The sequence below is a fragment of the Pseudomonas sp. GW821-FHT09E12 genome, assembly GCF_059416085.1.
The window spans coordinates 89,717-106,316 of record NZ_JBWKOM010000009.1 but is presented as its reverse complement, the minus strand read 5'-3'; the positions used below and the strand labels follow the sequence as shown (position 1 = coordinate 106,316).

At 62.1% G+C, this 16,600-nt stretch carries 16 protein-coding genes; 7 read left to right on the top strand and 9 right to left on the bottom strand.

Annotated elements, in window-relative coordinates; all coding sequences use genetic code 11:
* Nucleotides 1–4: 4 nt before the first annotated feature.
* A complete protein-coding gene (locus AC07PQ_RS24590) occupies nt 5–844 on the top strand; it encodes a CorC family transporter (protein ID WP_007927086.1) in 840 nt (279 codons plus the stop codon).
* A gap of 8 nt (nt 845–852) precedes the next feature.
* Entirely contained in the window at nt 853–2,376 is a 1,524-nt protein-coding gene (gene lnt, locus AC07PQ_RS24585; RefSeq protein WP_274304774.1) for an apolipoprotein N-acyltransferase, read from the top strand.
* Nucleotides 2,377–2,457: 81 nt separating this feature from the next.
* Here lnt and AC07PQ_RS24580 read toward each other — a convergent pair whose 3' ends face one another.
* Nucleotides 2,458–3,228 carry a YdcF family protein gene (locus tag AC07PQ_RS24580; protein WP_493186564.1) on the bottom strand — a complete coding sequence of 257 codons (771 nt, stop codon included), beginning with the start codon at nt 3,226–3,228 and terminating at the stop codon, nt 2,458–2,460.
* A gap of 127 nt (nt 3,229–3,355) precedes the next feature.
* Nucleotides 3,356–3,676, bottom strand: a complete 321-nt coding sequence (locus AC07PQ_RS24575) for a hypothetical protein (protein WP_009045783.1) — start codon at nt 3,674–3,676, stop codon at nt 3,356–3,358.
* 260 nt (nt 3,677–3,936) lie between these two features.
* On the opposite strand from AC07PQ_RS24575, the gene leuS reads away from it, so the two are divergent.
* The 5 genes from leuS (at nt 3,937) to AC07PQ_RS24550 (ending at nt 10,012) form a co-directional block, all read left to right on the top strand.
* Complete coding sequence (gene leuS, locus AC07PQ_RS24570; RefSeq protein ID WP_007927090.1) at nt 3,937–6,543, top strand: leucine--tRNA ligase; 2,607 nt, start codon at nt 3,937–3,939, stop codon at nt 6,541–6,543.
* Between the two features lie 88 nt (nt 6,544–6,631).
* The gene (locus tag AC07PQ_RS24565) at nt 6,632–7,237 is read left to right on the top strand and encodes an LPS-assembly lipoprotein LptE (protein WP_053262795.1); all 606 of its coding nucleotides are present in this window, start codon (nt 6,632–6,634) and stop codon (nt 7,235–7,237) included.
* 39 nt (nt 7,238–7,276) lie between these two features.
* The gene (gene holA / locus AC07PQ_RS24560) at nt 7,277–8,314 is read left to right on the top strand and encodes a DNA polymerase III subunit delta (protein ID WP_493186565.1); all 1,038 of its coding nucleotides are present in this window, start codon (nt 7,277–7,279) and stop codon (nt 8,312–8,314) included.
* A gap of 152 nt (nt 8,315–8,466) precedes the next feature.
* Nucleotides 8,467–8,628: an alternative ribosome rescue factor ArfA gene (gene arfA / locus AC07PQ_RS24555; protein WP_007927093.1), complete on the top strand. Its 162-nt coding sequence runs from the start codon at nt 8,467–8,469 to the stop codon at nt 8,626–8,628.
* A 61-nt stretch (nt 8,629–8,689) separates the two neighbouring features.
* A complete protein-coding gene (locus AC07PQ_RS24550) occupies nt 8,690–10,012 on the top strand; it encodes a lytic murein transglycosylase (protein ID WP_493186566.1) in 1,323 nt (440 codons plus the stop codon).
* 78 nt (nt 10,013–10,090) lie between these two features.
* On the opposite strand, the gene AC07PQ_RS24545 is transcribed toward AC07PQ_RS24550, so the two are convergent.
* From AC07PQ_RS24545 to mltB, 7 genes are all read right to left on the bottom strand, one after another.
* Nucleotides 10,091–11,038: a S66 peptidase family protein gene (locus AC07PQ_RS24545; protein ID WP_493186567.1), complete on the bottom strand. Its 948-nt coding sequence runs from the start codon at nt 11,036–11,038 to the stop codon at nt 10,091–10,093.
* 168 nt (nt 11,039–11,206) lie between these two features.
* Nucleotides 11,207–12,229, bottom strand: a complete 1,023-nt coding sequence (lipA, locus tag AC07PQ_RS24540; protein ID WP_103330761.1) for a lipoyl synthase — start codon at nt 12,227–12,229, stop codon at nt 11,207–11,209.
* 1 nt (nt 12,230) lies between these two features.
* Entirely contained in the window at nt 12,231–12,878 is a 648-nt protein-coding gene (lipB, locus tag AC07PQ_RS24535) for a lipoyl(octanoyl) transferase LipB (protein WP_114761526.1), read from the bottom strand.
* Nucleotides 12,878–13,153: a DUF493 domain-containing protein gene (locus AC07PQ_RS24530; RefSeq protein ID WP_493186568.1), complete on the bottom strand. Its 276-nt coding sequence runs from the start codon at nt 13,151–13,153 to the stop codon at nt 12,878–12,880. The genes lipB and AC07PQ_RS24530 overlap by 1 nt, the downstream gene beginning before the upstream one ends.
* Before the next feature lie 80 nt (nt 13,154–13,233).
* The gene (locus AC07PQ_RS24525; protein ID WP_007927104.1) at nt 13,234–14,391 is read right to left on the bottom strand and encodes a D-alanyl-D-alanine carboxypeptidase family protein; all 1,158 of its coding nucleotides are present in this window, start codon (nt 14,389–14,391) and stop codon (nt 13,234–13,236) included.
* Between the two features lie 185 nt (nt 14,392–14,576).
* Nucleotides 14,577–15,578 (bottom strand): septal ring lytic transglycosylase RlpA family protein, encoded by a 1,002-nt coding sequence (locus tag AC07PQ_RS24520; RefSeq protein ID WP_007927105.1) that lies wholly within the window; start codon nt 15,576–15,578, stop codon nt 14,577–14,579.
* Entirely contained in the window at nt 15,578–16,591 is a 1,014-nt protein-coding gene (gene mltB, locus AC07PQ_RS24515) for a lytic murein transglycosylase B (RefSeq protein ID WP_009045789.1), read from the bottom strand. Before mltB ends, AC07PQ_RS24520 begins: the two co-directional genes overlap by 1 nt.
* Between the last annotated feature and the right edge of the window lie 9 nt (nt 16,592–16,600).

Sequence of the window (16,600 nt, the reverse complement as noted above, 5' to 3'; positions counted from 1 at the left end):
CGCTATGAGCGAAGACCGATCGAGCAGCGGGCAAAAGTCGTGGCTGGGTAAACTGACCCAGGCTTTTGCCCATGAGCCGAAAAACCGCCAGGAGCTGCTGGAGCTGCTGCGCGAAGCCCATCAGAACAAGTTGCTGGACAGCGAAGCGCTGGCCATCGTCGAAGGCGCCATCCAGGTCGCTGACCTGCAGGTACGGGACATCATGGTTCCGCGCTCGCAGATGATCAGCATCAAGGCGACCCAGACTCCCCGCGAATTCCTGCCATCCGTCCTCGATTCCGCGCACTCGCGTTATCCGGTGATCGGCGAAAGCCATGACGACGTCATGGGCGTCCTGCTGGCCAAGGACCTGCTGCCGCTGATCCTCAAGGAGAACGGCGACAGCTTCAACATCAAGGACCTGCTGCGTCCGGCGACCTTCGTTCCCGAATCCAAGCGCCTGAACGTGCTGCTGCGCGAATTCCGCGCCAACCACAATCACATGGCCATCGTCATCGACGAATACGGCGGCGTGGCAGGCCTGGTGACCATCGAAGACGTGCTGGAACAGATCGTCGGCGACATCGAAGACGAGCACGACGTCGAGGAAGACAGCTACATCAAGCCCCTGCCGAGCGGCGATTTCCTGATCAAGGCGTTGACGCCGATCGAGAACTTCAACGAGTTCTTCGACAGCGAGTTCTCCGACGACGAGTTCGACACCGTCGGCGGCCTGGTGATGAGCGCGTTCGGGCACCTGCCTAAACGTAACGAAATCACCGAAATCGGTGCCTATCGCTTCCGTATCCTGAACGCCGACAGCCGTCGGATTCATCTGCTGCGACTAACGCCTATCCCCCGCTAAGGATCGACATGCTGCGCTTAACCCGCCCCGGCTGGCCCGGTAACCTGCTAGCCATGGCGGCTGGCGCAATCACCACCCTGGCCCTGGCGCCGTACGACATCTGGCCGCTGGCACTGCTGGCGGTCGGCTTCTTTTATGCCGGCCTGCGCGAGCTGAGCCCGCGTCAGGCGCTGTGGCGCGGCTGGTGTTTCGGTTTCGGCCTGTTTGCCGCCGGCACCAGTTGGATCTACGTCAGCATCCATACCTACGGCGGCGCCTCGGTGCTGCTGGCCGGTTTACTGATGCTGGCCTTCATTGCCGCCATCGCCTTCTTTTTCGCCCTGCCGGCCTGGCTCTGGGCGCGTTGGCTGCGTCGCAATGAAGCCCCTCTCGCCGATGCCCTGGCCTTCGCCGCCCTTTGGGTGGGCCAGGAAGCCTTCCGCGGCTGGTTCCTGACGGGCTTCCCCTGGCTCTATTCCGGCTACAGCCAACTCGACGGCCCGCTGGCCGGCCTGGCCCCTCTGGGCGGCATGTGGCTGATCTCCTTTGCCCTGGCGCTGACCGCCGCCCTGCTCTACAACCTGCCCGGTCTGATCCGTGCCGGGCGCAAGGGGTTTATCGCCGCCGGCCTGGTGCTGCTGGTCGCCCCCTGGGTGATCGGCATCGCACTCAAGGGACATGCCTGGACCAGCCCGTCGGGCGAGCCGCTGACCGTGGCGGCGATCCAGGGCAATATCGAACAGAGCCTGAAATGGGACCCTGCGCAACTCAACTCCCAGCTGGCGCTGTACCGCGACATGAGCTTCAGTTCCAAGCGCGTGGATCTGCTGGTATGGCCGGAAACCGCGGTGCCCGTGCTCAAGGAGTCGGCCGAAGGTTATCTGAACATGATGGGCAATTTCGCCGCCGACCGGCATTCGGCGTTGATCACCGGCGTACCGATCCGCCAGGAAGTGCACCACCAGAAACGCTACTTCAACGGCATTACCGTGGTCGGCGAAGGCGATGGCGAGTACCTCAAGCAGAAGCTCGTGCCATTCGGTGAGTACGTGCCCCTGCAGGACTTGCTGCGCGGCCTGATTGCGTTCTTCGACCTGCCCATGTCGGACTTCGCCCGCGGCCCCGCCGACCAGCCTTTACTGCAAGCCAAGGGTTACCAGATCGCGCCGTTCATCTGCTACGAGGTGGTTTACCCGGAATTCGCCGCCAGCCTGTCAGCCCGCAGCGACCTGCTGCTGACCATCAGCAACGACACCTGGTTCGGCACTTCGATCGGCCCGTTGCAGCACTTGCAGATGGCCCAGATGCGAGCTTTGGAGGCCGGCCGCTGGATGATCCGCGCCACCAACAACGGGGTGACCGGCCTGATCGATCCATTCGGCAAGATCACCGTGCAGATTCCGCAGTTCGAACGCGGCATTCTCTATGGCGAAGTGGTGCCGATGCACAACCTGACGCCTTACCTGCAGTGGCGCTCGTGGCCCCTGATCATCCTGAGCGTCCTGCTGTTCGGCTGGGCCCTGCTGGCCAGCCGGATCGCCAAGACCGTCTGACCTTATCGCGGGCCATCGAACGTCGAGCGGCTGCTCCTGGTGGGAATTTGCGATTCCAGCAGGAGCAGGCTCGAGATGAACCTAGTCCTCTCCACGATAAAACAGCTTGTAGCCCACCAGCCCCACCGCCTCGTTCAACAACTGGCCGCTCTGCCAGATCGACTTGAACTCCGGCATCCAGCCACCCAGCGGCCTGGCGTTATCCACCCCGAGGAACCCCACGGGCGCCGGCACCACGGTGAATCCTGCCTGTTCGAAACTCCAGACAGCCCGCTGCATATGCCAGGCCTGGGTGACCAGCACCACACGCTTGATGCCTTGCGGCTCCAGCACTTGCGCGGTGAATTGGGCGTTTTCCCAGGTCGTGCGGCTACGCCCTTCCTGCCAGCGCACCGTCACGTCAAAGTCGTTCAGCAACGACTCGGCCATCAGCGCGGCTTCCGTTGGCGGCGTGCCGTAGTGCAGGCCACCGCTGGTCAGGATCGGCAGCCCGGAAGCCTTGGCCAGGCGCGCCGCATAACGCTGGCGCTCCAGGCCAACACCGGTCGGCTGGTCGGAACCCCAGGCCGGATCGCCACGTTCACGCCCCGACCCCAGCACCACAATCGCATCGGCCTGTTTGGCCAGGGTCGACCACTGGCTTTGCGTCAGCGCCGGCTCACTTTCCAGGGCACTGGCGCCCCACTCCACCATCACAGGCAGGCTCATCAACCAGAACCCGCCCAGGCCGAGAGCAAAACACACACCGGCCAATCGCGGCCTCGAGCGGCGAAACCACCAGGCAAGCAGAAGCAGCAGCAACAGAAGGCCTGGCGGCAGGAGTAGTTGTTTGACGAAATAACGAAAAGGCATCGAGCATCTCCAAAGATGCTCGAAGCCTAAGTGGGTAAAAGCAAAGCGACAACAGATACGAAACAGATTTCACGCACAAGGTACGCGGCGTTGACGCTGCGCAGATGCCCGCATGGGCTGCGCAGACTCACTTGAACTGCAGGGATCGGACCTTTACCGCATCCCGGGCGGGCACCTTGTCTTTCAACCAGATGACCTTGGCCGAATGTGGAGTCACTTCGTGCCTCAGGCATTCGAGCACGCTCAATTGCGTCTCACGCTCGCTACGATCCAAATAGGCTTTGATCACCTCGAGCTCGGCGTGACTCAGGCCCCGCAACTCCAACTCCGCAGGACGCTCATTACGCAAGCTCCCTGCTGTTTTCGCTGTATCCAAGGCCAAAGCCAGACGATCTATCAATCGTTCGTACAACTCGGGTTTTGTAACTTTTCGCTGCGACTCAACCATCCACTCACCTCATGAAAGTAAGAATCACTCCCCCTTTTTGAGCTTAGCCGCACTGCCGAAACCGGCAGGGTGCCGCGACCAACGGCCCACGGCGCGTAATCAGGGTTTCCCTCGGTAGAGCGCGGTCATGTATGCTACGGCGCTTCCTGTAACTCCACTTCCAGCTCGACTGGGTAGCGAAAACGCCATATCTGGCGTCATCACCGCCCAACGTTGCATTGAAGAGGATTAGGCCACCCCTATTCAGTTCAAAAGTAGCCATGCACGAACACTATCAGCCCCGTGAAATCGAAGCCGCCGCCCAGTCGTTCTGGGATGAGCAAAAGTCCTTTGAAGTCAGTGAACAGCCAGGCAAGGAAACTTACTACTGCCTGTCGATGTTCCCTTACCCCAGCGGCAAGCTACACATGGGGCACGTGCGTAACTACACCATCGGCGACGTGATCTCTCGCTACCAGCGCATGCAAGGCAAGAACGTACTGCAACCCATGGGTTGGGACGCCTTCGGCATGCCGGCGGAAAACGCCGCGATGAAGAACAACGTCGCACCGGCCAAGTGGACCTACGAAAACATCGCCTACATGAAGTCCCAGCTGCGCAGCCTGGGCCTGGCGGTGGACTGGTCCCGCGAGGTCACGACCTGCAAGCCGGACTACTACCGCTGGGAACAGTGGCTGTTCACTCGTCTGTTCGAAAAAGGCGTGATCTACCGCAAGAACGGCACCGTGAACTGGGACCCGGTCGACCAGACCGTCCTGGCCAACGAACAGGTGATCGACGGTCGCGGCTGGCGTTCCGGCGCGCTGATCGAAAAACGCGAAATCCCGATGTACTACTTCAAGATCACCGCCTACGCGGATGAGCTGCTGGAGAGTCTCGACGAACTGCCGGGCTGGCCCGAGCAGGTCAAGACCATGCAACGCAACTGGATCGGCAAATCCCGTGGCATGGAAGTGCAATTCCCCTACGACCAGGCCTCCATTGGCGAAGCGGGCGCACTGAAAGTCTTCACCACCCGCCCTGACACCCTGATGGGCGCGACCTACGTCGCCGTGGCTGCCGAGCACCCGCTGGCCACCCTGGCAGCGCAGAACGACCCGGCGCTGCAAGCCTTTATCGCCGAGTGCAAGGGCGGCAGCGTCGCCGAAGCCGACATCGCCACTCAAGAGAAGAAAGGCCTGCCGACTTCGCTGTTCGTCGAACACCCGCTGACCGGTGAAAAACTCCCGGTATGGGTCGCCAACTATGTGCTGATGCACTACGGCGATGGCGCGGTAATGGCCGTTCCGGCACATGACGAGCGCGACTACGAATTCGCCACCAAGTACAACCTGCCGATCAAGAACGTGGTGCGCACCAGCGCTGGCGACGAAACGCCAGCGCCTTGGCAGGACGCCTACGGCGAGCACGGCGAACTGATCAACTCCGGCGAGTTCAACGGCCTGGATTTTGCCGGTGCCTTCGATGCCATCGAAGTCGCCCTGCTGAAGAAAAACCTCGGCCAATCCCGCACCCAGTTCCGCCTGCGCGACTGGGGCATCAGCCGCCAGCGCTACTGGGGCTGCCCGATCCCGATCATCCACTGCGACAGCTGTGGTGATGTGCCGGTACCGCAAGACCAACTGCCGGTAGTGCTGCCGGAAGACGTGGTGCCGGACGGCGCCGGTTCGCCACTGGCGCGCATGCCCGAGTTCTACGAATGCAGCTGCCCGAAATGCGGCAAGCCTGCCAAGCGTGAAACCGACACCATGGACACCTTCGTCGAGTCCTCCTGGTACTACGCCCGCTATGCCTCGCCAAAATACGAGGGTGGCCTGGTCGACCCGGCCGCGGCCAACCACTGGCTGCCGGTGGACCAGTACATCGGCGGTATCGAACACGCGATCCTGCACCTGCTCTATGCCCGCTTCTTCCACAAGCTGATGCGCGACGAGGGCCTGGTCAGTTCCAACGAGCCGTTCAAGAACCTGCTAACGCAAGGCATGGTGGTCGCCGAGACCTACTACCGCCGCGAAGCCAACGGTGCCTACACCTGGTACAACCCGGCCGATGTCGAGCTGGAGCGTGACAGCAAGGCCAAGATCGTCGGCGCCAAGCTGATCAGCGACGGCCTGCCGGTGGAAATCGGCGGCACCGAGAAGATGGCCAAGTCGAAGAACAACGGCGTCGACCCTCAGTCGATGATCGAACAGTACGGCGCGGACACCTGCCGCCTGTTCATGATGTTCGCTTCGCCGCCTGACATGAGCCTGGAATGGTCCGACTCCGGCGTCGAGGGTGCCCATCGCTTCCTCAAGCGCGTCTGGCGCCTGGCTCAGGCTCACGTAGCCCAGGGCCTGCCGGGCACACTGGAGCTGGGTTCGCTGAACGACGAACAGAAAGTCATTCGTCGTGCCATCCACCTGGCGATCAAGCAAGCCAGCCAGGACGTCGGCCAGAACCACAAATTCAACACCGCCATCGCTCAGGTCATGACGCTGATGAACGTGCTGGAAAAAGCACCGCAAGCCACCCCGCAGGACCGTGCCCTATTGCAGGAAGGCCTGGAAACCGTGGCCCTGCTGCTGGCGCCGATCACCCCGCACATCAGCCACGAGCTGTGGAGCCAGCTGGGTCGCAGCGGCGCCATTATCGACGCCGGCTGGCCGGTGCTGGATGAGAACGCCCTGGTTCAGGACAGCCTGCAGTTGGTCATTCAAGTGAATGGCAAACTGCGTGGCCAGATCGAAATGCCGGCCAGCGCCAGCCGTGAAGAGATCGAAGCCGCCGCCCGGAGCAACGAGAACGTGCTGCGCTTCACCGAAGGCCTGACGATTCGTAAAGTGATCGTCGTGCCTGGCAAGCTGGTCAATATCGTCGCTAGCTAATTGGATCAGGCGTCAGCCCAAGGCTGACGCCGAATAAAACCTCCAGGGCCGCCCTGTCGGCCCACATGGTTTCAAGGGGAGCAACAAGATGATCAAACGCAACCTCCTGGTGATGGGCCTGGCCGTACTGCTGAGCGCCTGCGGCTTTCAGCTGCGCGGTACCGGCACCACCGAACTGGCGATCAAGGAACTCGACCTGAGCGCCCGTAACGCTTACGGCGAAACCGTGACCCAGCTGCGCCAGGTTCTGCAGAGCAGTGGCGTCAAGGTCTACGCCGGTGCGCCCTACAAGCTGGTGCTGACCCGCGAGCAGGAATCCCAGCGCAGCCTCAGCTACGCCGGTGCCGGTCGTTCGGCCGAATATGAAATGACCACCGTGCTGAACTACGAGATCCAGGGCCAGAACAACCTGACCCTGCTCAGCGACAAGCTGCAAGTGCAGAAGGTCTACATCCACGACGGCAACAACCTGGTGGGTTCCGACCAGGAGTCGCTGGAAGTGCGTAAGGAAATGCGTCGCGACCTGGTGCAGAACATGATGCTGCGCCTGCAACTGCTGACCCCGACCCAGCTGGATCAACTGCAGCAGACCGCGGATGCCCGCGCCAAGGCCGAAGCCGAGGCGCTGGAAGCCGCGCAGAAGGCTGAGGCGGAAACCCCGCAACAGTCGCCCATGCAGCTGCCGAACCAGTAAGTCTCGTGGGGCGCGCAAGCGCCCCGCTTGCCCTTCCTTATGAAACTCGCCCCCGCTCAACTCGGCAAACACCTGCAAGGCACGCTCGCACCGGTCTATGTCATCAGTGGCGACGACCCGTTGCTGTGCCAGGAAGCCGCCGACGCCATTCGCACCGCCGCCCGCCAGCAAGGCTTCGATGAACGCCAGGTATTCAGCGCCGACGCCAATTTCGATTGGGGAACGCTGCTGCAAGCCGGCGCGAGCATGTCGTTGTTCGCCGAAAAACGCCTGCTGGAACTGCGCCTGCCTTCGGGCAAGCCCGGAGATAAAGGCGCCGCGGCCTTCATCGAATACTGCTCACGGCCGGCCGAAGATACCCTGCTGCTGATCAGCCTGCCCAAGCTCGATGGCAGCGCGCAAAAGACCAAATGGGGCAAGGCCCTGATCGATGGCGAGCAGACCCAGTTCATCCAGATCTGGCCGGTGGATACCAACCAGTTGCCGCAGTGGATTCGCCAACGCCTGTCCCAGGCCGGGCTTTCCGCCAGCCAGGACGCCGTGGAACTCATTGCGGCCCGGGTAGAAGGCAATCTGCTGGCCGCGGCCCAGGAAATCGAAAAGCTCAAGCTGATGGCCGAGGGTGGCCAGATCACGGTGGAAACCGTGCAAGCGGCAGTCGCCGACAGTGCGCGCTTCGATGTTTTCGGGCTGGTGGACGCCATCCTCAATGGCGAGGCCGCGCATGCCCTGCGCATGCTCGAAGGCCTGCGCGGCGAAGGTGTCGAGCCGCCGGTGATTCTCTGGGCACTGTCCCGGGAATTGCGGGCGCTGGCCAACATGTCGCTGCAGTACAGCCAGGGCACTCCGCTGGATAAAGTGTTCAGCCAGGCCCGTCCGCCCGTCTGGGACAAACGCAAGCCGCTGATGAGCAAGGCCCTGCAGCGCTATTCCGCGCCGCGCTGGGCGCAATTGCTGCTCGACGCCCAGCGTATCGATGCGCAGATCAAGGGGCAGGCCGCCGGTTCGCCCTGGAGCAGCCTGAGCCGCCTGTCGCTGTTGATGGCCGGGCAACGCCTGCCTCTCCCAGCCGAGTAACCCCAACGTCTTACAGAAGCAAGGCTCGTTCCTACAGGGAATGGGGGAATCCGTGAGGTTTGCTGAAAAACCCTACGCATCACAGGGCTGGACAGCCGGGTCAAGCTGGCCGATCATCTGCCGCGCAAACCCACCTCAAGCGAGAACCGAAAATGAGCAAGCCATCCAAGCATGGCCCCAACAAGGCCAAATCCATCATCGCCCAGCCACTGTTCCGCAGCCGTCAGGAACGACCCGCCAAGGGCAAAGGCAGCTACCGCCGCGAAGCCTTCCAGTCTAAAAGCTGGGAGGCTTCTTACTTTCTGGCTGCATAAAGCAGAGAACCCCGCCGGCGTGATAAGGTCTGTATCTGATTCGTATTCTCTGGACCTGTGCATGCCCTTTTGTCTTTCCCGTCGTTGGCACCTGCGCCAACTGATCGCTGCCTCCAGCCTTGCCCTGCTCGTCGCCTGCGCGGAAAAACCCACCGCCGCCGATGCCCAGCCACTCCAAAGCATTCAAGCCGCCCCTCTCGCCGCGCCTGCAACCGTCGCTCCACTGGCCGTCGACAACCTGGACATCCAGCCAACCCAGACCTTTGCCCAATGGCAGGCAGGCTTCCGTGTCGAAGCCCTGAACGCCGGGATCCGCGCCGATCTTTTCGACCGTGCATTCGCCGGTATCACCCCGGACATGGGTGTGATCAAGGCCGACCGCAGCCAGCCGGAATTCACCCGGCCGGTGTGGGAATACCTGGACGGTGCCCTGTCGCCGCTGCGCGTGCGCAAGGGCCAGGCACTGCTCAATCAGTACGCCGACATCCTGCAGCAGATCGAACAGCGTTATGGCGTCGATCGCCAGGCCCTGGTGGCGGTCTGGGGTATGGAAAGCAACTTCGGTGAGTTCCAGGGCAACAAATCGGTCATCCGTTCCCTCGCGACCCTGGCCTACGAAGGTCGCCGTCCGGCCTTTGCCAACAGCCAGCTGCTGGCCGCCCTGCAGATTCTCCAGCACGGCGACATCCAGCCCGAGAAGATGCTCGGCTCCTGGGCCGGCGCGATGGGGCAGACCCAGTTCATCCCGACCACCTACAACACCCATGCCGTGGACTTCGACGGCGATGGCCGCCGCGACATCTGGAACAGCCCGGCCGACGCCCTGGCCTCGACCGCGCACTATCTGCAAAGCTCCGGCTGGCAGAAGGGCCAGCCATGGGGTTTCGAAGTGCAGCTGGCGAACGGCTTCGACTATGCGCTGGCGGATGGCGCGATCCACAAACCGGTAGCCGAATGGCTGCGCCTGGGCATGCAGCTGCCCAACGGCGCCAGCGTTCCGGCCGGCGCCGAGCAGCTTTCGGCAGCCTTGCTGTTGCCGGCGGGTTATCGCGGTCCGGCGTTCCTGATCCTCGACAACTTCCGCGCCGTTCTGAAGTACAACAACTCCTCGTCCTATGCCCTGGCGGTGAACCTGCTGTCACAACGCTTCAACGGTTCAGGCCTGATCAACGGCGTCTGGCCGAAGGACGACATGCCCCTCAGCCGCTCCGAGCGCATCGAGCTGCAGAGCCTGCTCAGTGCCAACAATTACGATGCCGGCAACCCGGATGGCATTATCGGCGCCAATACCCGCAAGGCGATTCGCAGCGCCCAACAATCGCTGGGCTGGCCTGCCGACGGCTATCCGACCCACAAGCTGCTGGAGAGCCTGCGCTCGCGTTGAACCAGGCCTGCGCGCCGAATCATAGGGGCGCCATAGTTGAGCAAGCTCGCTCCCACAAGGGCAGCGAGCACGGGCTGATCAGCCGAATACCACGTCCTGCTCCAGGATCAATTGCTTCTCCCCCGCATCCAGCCTGACCATCGCCCCCATCGGCAGGGTCAGGTTCGGATCGCAGTGGCCACTGCGCCATCCAGCCAGAACAGGAATGCGCAAGGGTTCGAAGGTCTGCTTGAGCAGTCCGGCAAGCGCCTGGGGCTCCACTCCTGCCACATCCCCCACCAGCACCCCGCGAAGCCTGTCGAGCTTGCCCGCCAGACGCAGATGCGTCAGCAGACGGTCGATCCGGTACAGCGGCTCGTTGATGTCTTCGATAAACAGAATGATGCCGTCGCCATTGATCTCGTATGGCGTGCCCATGGTCGTGGCGATCAACGACAGGTTGCCCCCCAACAACTGGCCGCAGGCGATGCCAGGCTCGACGGTGGTCAAGGGATAAGCCGCCGGATGCGGCAGCAGGCTGCCAGCCTTCAACTGCCCCCGGAGCAGGCTGAATAGCGAGGACTCGGTAGGTGGCTGTTTGTCACCCAACAAGTCGGCATTGAGCATCGCCCCGTGAAAGGTCACGAAACCCGCATGACGATTGATGGCCAGATGCAGCGCGGTGATGTCGCTGTAGCCGACAAACGGCTTGGCATGGCGGCGTAGCAGGTCGTAATCGATCCGGTCGAGCAAGCGCGGGCTGCCATAGCCGCCCCGCAGGCACAGGATGGTATCGACATCGTCATCGGCGAAAGCGGCGTGCAGGTCGTTCAGGCGGACCTCGTCGCTACCGGCCAGATAGCCATCCTTCTGTTGGACCCCAGGATAAATCCGCAGTGAATAACCTCGAGCGCGCATCCAGCGGGCGGCTTGCTCGGTATCCAGGGCCGCGGGCCCGGCGGGTGCAATCAAGCCGATCAGCCCTTGCGAAGGCAGCGCCGGCACTGGCCGTTGTGCACAAAGGACGTCAGTCGGTTGGAGGGTCATCCAATGGTTCTCCCTGTGTGGATTCTCTAGTGCACAGTAGCCATGAAAGCGGGCAAACAGAAGTGCCGAAACGCCACGGCGCTTGCAGGAAAAGTCTATGAAGGGAGGGAGACGCAGGCGTAACGGAAGATGACGCCCGCAAGGAAAAGACCTTGCGGGCGTATTACATCAGGAGACCAGGCCTTCTTTGGCCAGCTTCGCCTGCTCGTCGGCGTGGTAGGAGGAACGTACCAGCGGGCCCGAGGCGACGTTCTTGAAGCCCATCTTGTAACCTTCCTCGGCGAACCAGGCGAAGGTGTCCGGGTGCACGAAACGCTGCACCGGCAAGTGGCTGCGGGACGGTTGCAGGTACTGGCCGAGGGTCAGCATGTCGATGTCGTGCTCGCGCATGCGCTTCATGACCTCGATGACTTCGTCGTCGGTCTCGCCCAGGCCCAGCATCAGGCCAGACTTGGTCGGTACGTGCGGCACCAGTTGCTTGAACTTCTGCAGCAGGGTCAGCGACCACTGGTAGTCCGAACCCGGGCGCGCGGCCTTGTACAAGCGCGGCACGGTTTCCAGGTTGTGGTTGAACACATCCGGCGGCTCGGCAGCGGTGATTTCCAGCGCTACGTCCATGCGGCCACGGTAGTCCGGGACCAGGGTTTCCAGCTGCACGTTCGGCGACAGCTTGCGGATTTCGCGGATGCAGTCGGCAAAGTGCTGGGCACCGCCGTCGCGCAGGTCGTCGCGGTCCACCGAAGTGATCACCACGTACTTCAGGCGCAGGTCGGCGATGGCCACCGCCAGATTCATCGGTTCATCGACGTCCAGAGGCTTCGGACGGCCGTGACCAACGTCGCAGAACGGGCAGCGACGGGTGCAGATGTCGCCCATGATCATGAAGGTCGCGGTACCGCCGGAGAAGCACTCACCCAGGTTCGGGCAGGAGGCTTCTTCGCAGACGCTGTGCAATTTGTGCTTGCGCAGCAATTGCTTGATCCGGTCGACTTCCGGGGAAACCGGAATACGCACGCGAATCCAGTCCGGTTTCTTCGGCAGTTCGGTGGTCGGGATGATCTTCACCGGGATACGCGCGACTTTCTCGGCACCGCGCAATTTAACGCCGGTTTCAACTTTCGCACGGGCCGGGCGCTCGGAAACATCCAGCGTCGGGATCAGGGTTTGCACAGTGTCTTGCGCAGTAGTCATATCAGTCGATTCCGCCCGTTAGGGTCGTCTGCTCAGCATAGTCGAGGTGTTTGACGAGCTGCGCACGCAGCCGGGCACTTACCTCGGCAAATTCAATCGGTCCTGTGTGGTCGCTCAGCTGGGTCATTGCCAGCCCGGCATAGCCACAGGGGTTAATCCGTCGAAACGGCTGCAGATCCATGTCCACGTTCAAGGCCAGGCCATGAAAGGAACAACCATGGCGGATCCGCAGGCCCAGGGAGGCGATTTTCGCGCCATCGACGTAAACGCCGGGGGCATCCGGCTTGGCCGCCGCGGTCACGCCGTAGCTGGCCAGCAGCTCGACCAGGCACTGCTCCATCCGGCTGACCAGGTCGCGCACGCCAAAACCCAGGCGACGAACGTCCAGCAGCAGATAAGCCACCAGTTGGCCAGGACCGTGATAGGTCACCTGGCCACCCCGGTCGACCTGCACCACCGGGATATCCCCGGGAAGCAACAGGTGTTCGGCCTTGCCCGCCTGGCCCTGGGTAAAGACCGGCGGATGCTGCACCAGCCAGACTTCATCGGGAGCGTCGGTGCCGCGTTCGTTGGTAAAGCGTTGCATGGCCTGCCAGACCGGCTCGTAGGCCATCTGGCCGAGCTCGCGAAAGCCCAGCGTTTGTGGCATCACAGCACCATGTGCACGAAGCCGGTGGCCCGCAGCTCGCTGTTGATGTCGTACAGCTGTTCTTGACCGGTGGCGACGATATGCAACTGGATGGTCGTGTACTTGCCGTTGGTGCTCTGGCGCTCGGCCAGGGTCTTGTGGTCAACGGTCGCGTGTTTTTCAAGGATCGCGATGATTTTGTCCTTGAAACCCACGCCGGTGTCGCCGATCACCTTAATCGGGTAATCCGTGCAGGGGAATTCGATCTTTGGCGCCTTTACTTCGGTGTCTGTCATGGCGTAACGGCCTCGTAAGCCGTGGCGACGGACGCGGCCCCCGCTCTATTTCAGAGCAAGGGCCGCGCGGGTCGACAATATCAGTTGAACAAGCCGTAGAAGAATAGACGGATGCTATCCCACATGCGGCGGAAGATACCACCTTCGTCGACCGCGTCCAGAGCGATCAGATCGGCGCTGTGCACCACCTTGTCGTCCAGTTTCACTTCGACTTTACCGATCACGTCGCCCTTGGCGATAGGCGCGATCAATTGTGGATTCATGGTCATGCTGGCAGCGAGCTTTTTCAGCTGGCCTTTTGGCATGGTCATGGTCAGGTCCTGGGCCAGGCCGGCCTTGATCTGGGAGGTGGTGCCTTTCCAGACAGGGGCCTGAGCCAGCTCGGTGCCCTTCTGGTAGAAGGTCTGGGTTTCGAAGAAGCGGAAACCGTAGGTCAGCAGCTTCTGGGTTTCGGCCGCGCGAGCCTGCTCGCTGTTGGTACCGAACACCACGGCGATCAGGCGCATGCCGTCACGCACGGCCGAGGACACCATGCAGTAGCCGGCTTCGTCGGTGTGACCGGTTTTCAGGCCGTCGACGGTCTTGTCGCGCCACAGCAACAGGTTGCGGTTAGGTTGCTTGATGCCGTTCCAGAAGAACTCCTTCTGCGAGTAGATCGCGTAGTGAGCCGGGTCTTCGTGAATGATGGCGCGAGCCAGTACCGCCATGTCGTGCGCCGACGAGTAGTGCTCGGGGTTCGGCAGGCCGGTCGGGTTCATGAAGTGGCTGTTGCTCATGCCCAGATCGCCGGCGGTCTTGTTCATCATGTCGGCAAAGGCGTCTTCGCTGCCGGCAATGTGCTCGGCAACCGCGACGCTGGCGTCGTTACCCGACTGAATGATGATGCCGTGCAACAGGTCGCTGACAGTGACCTGCGAGCCGACCTTGATGAACATCCGCGAACCGCCGGTACGCCAGGCGTTCTCGCTGACGGTCACCGGGTCGTTCTCGCCGATCTGGCCGCGACGGATTTCCAGGGTCGCGATGTAGGCCGTCATCAGCTTGGTCAGGCTGGCTGGCGGCAGGCGCTGGTCACCGTTGTTCTCCACCAGCACGTTACCGCTGCTGGCATCCATGAGCACATAGGACTTGGCGGCCAGCTGCGGTGGCGACGGCATCACTTCTACCGCCCAGGCGGCAGGCGTGATGATCAGCGGGACAAGCAGACACAGGCGTTTGGCAAAGGTGGTGATGTTCATCCGTCTCTCGAAATTGCTAATGGAAACTTGTCCTCGCGGACAAAACTATTCAGACAGCCTTCTAAAGGGCTGTCGCGTGTTCAGTTGTTCACTCACTGACCCTTGCCGGGCTTTTGTTGTACGACGAGCCAACAACCTGGGTTCACCCCCCAAATACCGCAGGCGAACCATGAATCAATGTCCGATTACTCGGCGGTTACCAGGCTCGGCTGCCCCAGATTGGCCAGCCGGACACTGTTCTGCACTTGCTGGATCTCACCCGGCGAGCCGATCGGCCCCAGGCGCACCCGGTGCAGGGTCTGTTGATTGCGCACGATCGAGCTGATGAACACCGGAGCGCTCACCATCCCGCTCAGCTTCGAGCGCAGGAGCTCGGCAGCGTCCGGGTTGGCGAAGGCGCCCACCTGCAGATACTGGCCAGAGGCTTGCGCAGAAGCGTTTTTTTTTGCATCCAGCTGCACCGGCACAACGGCCGCGGCGTGCTGCTGTGCAGGTGGCGTCCATTGCTCGACGGTCCCCGTGGACGCCGTCATCACTGGCGCGGCTTTCGGCTCATTGAGCATCAAGGGTGCCGGCCGACCGCGCTGGGCCCACCATTCCTGCGGGTCGATACCCTCGACCTTGACCCGGGCGGTGCCGATCTCGGCATAACCGAGCTTCTTGGCCGCGGCGTAGGACAAATCGATGATCCGGTCCGAATAGAATGGCCCACGGTCGTTGACCCGCAGGATCACGCTTTTGTGGTTATCCAGGTTGGTCACCCGAACATAACTCGGCAATGGCAGGGTCTTGTGCGCGGCACTCATGCCATACAGGTCATACACCTCGCCATTGGCGGTGTTCTGCCCGTGGAACTTGGTGCCGTACCAGGAAGCCGTGCCCGAAGCGACATAACGCTTGGATTCGGCCATCGGGAAATAGGTCTTGCCCAGCACCGTATAAGGGTTGGCCTTGTACGGGCCGGTGTGCAGGGTCGGCGTGGCGTCGGGGATGCGCGATACATCGACGTCCCACCAGGGTGCGCCGTCTTTGTGGGCACGGTTGATGTCCAGGCCCGGCGTCGAACGTACGGCCGTCGTCGGGCCTTTCTGTTTCGGCGCCTGGGTTGACGAACAACTGACCACCAGCAAGGACAACGCGGCAAGAGCCACCAGCTTCAGGGGTTTGCGGTTTGGCGATGCCAGCATTACTTGACGCCCCGTGCTTGGACCAGCTGTTCAGAGAGCTGATGTACGGCCATGGCGTACATCACGCTGCGGTTATAACGCGTGATCGCGTAGAAATTCTTCAGGCCCATCCAGTATTCGGGGCCATTGTCACCTTCCAGGCGAAAAGCCGTGACCGGCATATCATCGCGCAGCGCATCATGACTCGACCAGCCCAGCGCCCGCAACTCCCCGACGGTTTTCGTTGGTTCGATACCGGTGGTCAGGCCTTCGTCGACCTGATCGCCACGCACTTCGGCCCGGCTGACCACCGGCTGCCCGGCCTCCCAGCCGTGACGCTTGAAATAACTGGCGACGCTGCCGATGGCATCGTCCGGATTGGTCCAGATATTGATGTGGCCATCACCGTCGAAGTCCACAGCATAGGCGCGAAAACTGCTCGGCATGAACTGTGGCAAGCCCATGGCTCCCGCGTAGGAGCCTTTCAGGGTCAGCGGGTCGACCTGTTCTTCACGGGCCAGCAGCAGGAACTCGCGCAATTCCTTGCGGAAGAACTCGGCACGTGGCGGGTAATCGAAGCCCAAAGTCGACAGTGCATCGATCACCCGATAATTGCCGGTGTTGCGCCCGAAGAAGGTTTCGACGCCAATGATCGACACGATCACCTGGGCTGGCACGCCGTATTCCTGCTCGGCACGGGCCAGTACCGCTTCGTGCTGGCGCCAGAAGTCCACACCGCGGGCGATACGCGCGTCGGTGATGAACATCGGCCGGTATTCTTTCCACTGCTTGACCCGCTCGGCGGGCCGGGAAATGGCGTCGAGGATCGACTGCTTGCGCTCGGCCTCGCGAAACACGCCCATCAGCTGTTCGCCCGCAAAGCCATAGTCGCGAGTCATTTCGCCCACGAATTCGGCTACTTGGGGGGAACCTTCGTATTCGCCGCCGGCCAGCGCTTCCTGCGCCGCACCAAGGATGCCTACCAGACCGACCCACGGCGCATACCGAGCGGTCCAGCCACGCATTACTTGCATTGAATTCTT

Coding starts and splice junctions, on each gene's coding strand:
- AC07PQ_RS24590 (WP_007927086.1), top strand. CDS start 5: ATGAGCGAAGACCGATCGAGCAGCGGGCAAAAGTCGTGGCTGGGTAAA.
- lnt (WP_274304774.1), top strand. CDS start 853: ATGCTGCGCTTAACCCGCCCCGGCTGGCCCGGTAACCTGCTAGCCATG.
- AC07PQ_RS24580 (WP_493186564.1), bottom strand. CDS start 3,228: ATGCCTTTTCGTTATTTCGTCAAACAACTACTCCTGCCGCCAGGCCTT.
- AC07PQ_RS24575 (WP_009045783.1), bottom strand. CDS start 3,676: ATGGTTGAGTCGCAGCGAAAAGTTACAAAACCCGAGTTGTACGAACGA.
- leuS (WP_007927090.1), top strand. CDS start 3,937: ATGCACGAACACTATCAGCCCCGTGAAATCGAAGCCGCCGCCCAGTCG.
- AC07PQ_RS24565 (WP_053262795.1), top strand. CDS start 6,632: ATGATCAAACGCAACCTCCTGGTGATGGGCCTGGCCGTACTGCTGAGC.
- holA (WP_493186565.1), top strand. CDS start 7,277: ATGAAACTCGCCCCCGCTCAACTCGGCAAACACCTGCAAGGCACGCTC.
- arfA (WP_007927093.1), top strand. CDS start 8,467: ATGAGCAAGCCATCCAAGCATGGCCCCAACAAGGCCAAATCCATCATC.
- AC07PQ_RS24550 (WP_493186566.1), top strand. CDS start 8,690: ATGCCCTTTTGTCTTTCCCGTCGTTGGCACCTGCGCCAACTGATCGCT.
- AC07PQ_RS24545 (WP_493186567.1), bottom strand. CDS start 11,038: ATGACCCTCCAACCGACTGACGTCCTTTGTGCACAACGGCCAGTGCCG.
- lipA (WP_103330761.1), bottom strand. CDS start 12,229: ATGACTACTGCGCAAGACACTGTGCAAACCCTGATCCCGACGCTGGAT.
- lipB (WP_114761526.1), bottom strand. CDS start 12,878: ATGCCACAAACGCTGGGCTTTCGCGAGCTCGGCCAGATGGCCTACGAG.
- AC07PQ_RS24530 (WP_493186568.1), bottom strand. CDS start 13,153: ATGACAGACACCGAAGTAAAGGCGCCAAAGATCGAATTCCCCTGCACG.
- AC07PQ_RS24525 (WP_007927104.1), bottom strand. CDS start 14,391: ATGAACATCACCACCTTTGCCAAACGCCTGTGTCTGCTTGTCCCGCTG.
- AC07PQ_RS24520 (WP_007927105.1), bottom strand. CDS start 15,578: ATGCTGGCATCGCCAAACCGCAAACCCCTGAAGCTGGTGGCTCTTGCC.
- mltB (WP_009045789.1), bottom strand. CDS start 16,591: ATGCAAGTAATGCGTGGCTGGACCGCTCGGTATGCGCCGTGGGTCGGT.